This is a genomic window from Pseudomonas sp. P5_B2 (genome assembly GCF_056400445.1).
The window spans coordinates 1-2,445 of record NZ_JBFULH010000596.1 but is presented as its reverse complement, the minus strand read 5'-3'; the positions used below and the strand labels follow the sequence as shown (position 1 = coordinate 2,445).

Here is a 2,445-nt window from a genome sequence, read left to right as displayed (position 1 = left end):
GGCCAGGCGAGCGCTTGGGTTGCGGATCAAGATCGCGCCTTGTTCAAGGCTGGCGAGCAGGTCGTCTTCCTCGATTTCTTCCGGGCCTACCACGAGTTCCGGGTAGCGCGGTTCGGTCATGAACTGGCCGAACCAGGTCAGCAGCAGGCGCTCGTCGCTCATATGCTCGGCCAGAAGGGCTTTGAGTCGATCAAGCGCGTCGTGCTGGATCTGGTGTGGATCAACCGAAGGCAGCGCGTCGGCGTCGGTGTAGCGCTCTTCGTCGGTCAGGAACTGGCTGAGGAAGTCGGTGAAATGGGTCAGTACTTCCGCGGCGCTCGGCGCACGGAAACCGACTGAGTACGTCATGCAGTCATCGACCGCAACGCCGCAGTGGGCCAGGCGTGGTGGCAGATACAGCATGTCGCCCGGCTCCAGAACCCACTCGTCGGTGGCTTCGAAGTCAGCGAGGATGCGCAGGTCGGCGTGTTTGAGCATCGGGCTCTCGGAGTTGCACATCTGGCCGATTTTCCAGTTGCGCTTACCGTGGCCTTGCAGCAGGAACACGTCGTAGTTATCGAAGTGCGGGCCCACGCTGCCACCTGGAGCGGCGAAGCTGATCATCACGTCGTCGACGCGCCAGCTCGGCAGAAAGCGGAACTGTTCCAGCAGTTCGCTGACTTCAGGCACAAACTGATCGACCGCTTGAACCAGCAGGGTCCACTCGCGTTCAGGCAGTTTGCTGAATTCGTCTTCGGCGAACGGGCCGCGGCGCAATTCCCAAGGATGCTCGCCGTGCTCGATCACCAGGCGCGATTCGACTTCTTCTTCCAGTGCGAGGCCGGCCAGTTCGTCGGCGTCGATCGGGCTTTCGAAATCAGGAATCGCCTGGCGGATCAGCAGCGGTTTTTTCTGCCAGTAGTCGCGCAGGAACTCGCGTGCCGTGATGCCGCCCAGAAGTTGAAGAGGAATATCAGGATTCATGTGTAACCTATTGAAAAAAAGCATTTTTTAGACATGAATAAAAACGCCCGGCGCGGCCGGGCGTCTCAAACAGGTCCAGCGGTCAATCAGATGCGTTTGGCTTGCTCTACAGCGTTACCGATGTAGTTCGCCGGGGTGAGCAGTTTCAGCTCAGCCTTGGCGGCGGCTGGCATGTCCAGGCCGTCGATGAAAGTTTGCAGCGCTTCTGGGCTGATGCCCTTGCCACGCGTCAACTCTTTCAGCTTTTCGTACGGGTTTTCGATGTTGTAGCGGCGCATCACGGTCTGGATCGGCTCGGCCAGCACTTCCCAGCAGGCGTCCAGGTCGGCAGCGATTTTCTGAGCGTTGAGCTCGAGCTTGCTGATGCCTTTGAGGCTCGCTTCGTACGCGATCACGCTGTGGGCGAAGCCGACACCGAGGTTACGCAGTACGGTGGAGTCGGTCAGGTCGCGCTGCCAGCGAGAAATCGGCAGTTTGCTCGCCAGGTGCTGGAACAGTGCGTTGGCGATGCCCAGGTTGCCTTCGGAGTTTTCGAAGTCGATCGGGTTGACCTTGTGCGGCATGGTCGACGAGCCGATTTCGCCAGCGATGGTGCGCTGCTTGAAATAACCCAGGGAGATATAGCCCCAGATGTCGCGGTCGAAGTCGATCAGGATGGTGTTGAAGCGCGCGATGGCGTCGAACAGTTCGGCGATGTAGTCGTGCGGCTCGATCTGCGTGGTGTACGGGTTGAAACCCAGGCCCAGTTCGTCTTCGATGAAGGCGCGGGCGTTTTCTTCCCAGTCGATCTCAGGGTAGGCCGACAGGTGAGCGTTGTAGTTGCCGACAGCGCCGTTGATCTTGCCCAGCAGTGGAACGGCGGCGACCTGGGCGATTTGACGCTCCAGACGGTAAACCACGTTCGCCAGTTCTTTGCCCAAAGTGGTCGGCGAAGCCGGCTGACCGTGGGTGCGCGACAGCATTGGCACGTCGGCAAAACGTATGGCCAGTTCGCGGATGGCTTCGGCGGTCTGGCGCATCAGCGGCAGCATCACGTCATCACGGCCTTCGCGCAGCATCAGGGCGTGGGACAGGTTATTGATGTCCTCGCTGGTGCAGGCAAAGTGGATGAATTCGMTGACAGCTGCCAGTTCCGGCAGCTTGGCCGCTTGCTCTTTGAGCAGGTATTCGATGGCCTTAACGTCGTGGTTGGTGGTGCGCTCGATCTCTTTGACGCGCTCGGCGTGCTCCAAGGAGAAGTTTTCCGCCAGGGTGTTCAATACAGCGTTGGCTTCGGCGGAGAACGCCGGTACTTCGCTGATGGCAGAGTGAGCGGCCAGGCGCTGGAGCCAGCGTACTTCAACCAGAACGCGAGCACGGATCAGACCGTATTCGCTGAAAATCGGGCGCAGGGCCTGGGTTTTGCCGGCGTAGCGGCCGTCAACAGGGGAAACCGCAGTGAGCGAAGAAAGCTGCATGGGGTGTTCTCGGACAGTCGGGCAA

Annotated in this window: 2 protein-coding genes; both read right to left on the bottom strand. The window is 60.0% G+C overall.

Going from position 1 to position 2,445, the window contains the following annotated elements; all coding sequences use genetic code 11:
- The coding region (locus AC1DRJ_RS24450; RefSeq protein WP_477804422.1) for a ribosomal protein uL16 3-hydroxylase at window positions 1-963 on the bottom strand (963 nt) is incomplete at its 3' end.
- A gap of 86 nt (window positions 964-1,049) precedes the next feature.
- On the bottom strand, window positions 1,050-2,420 hold the full coding sequence (purB, locus tag AC1DRJ_RS24445; RefSeq protein WP_477804423.1) for an adenylosuccinate lyase: 1,371 nt from the start codon (window positions 2,418-2,420) through the stop codon (window positions 1,050-1,052).
- Window positions 2,421-2,445: the final 25 nt, after the last annotated feature.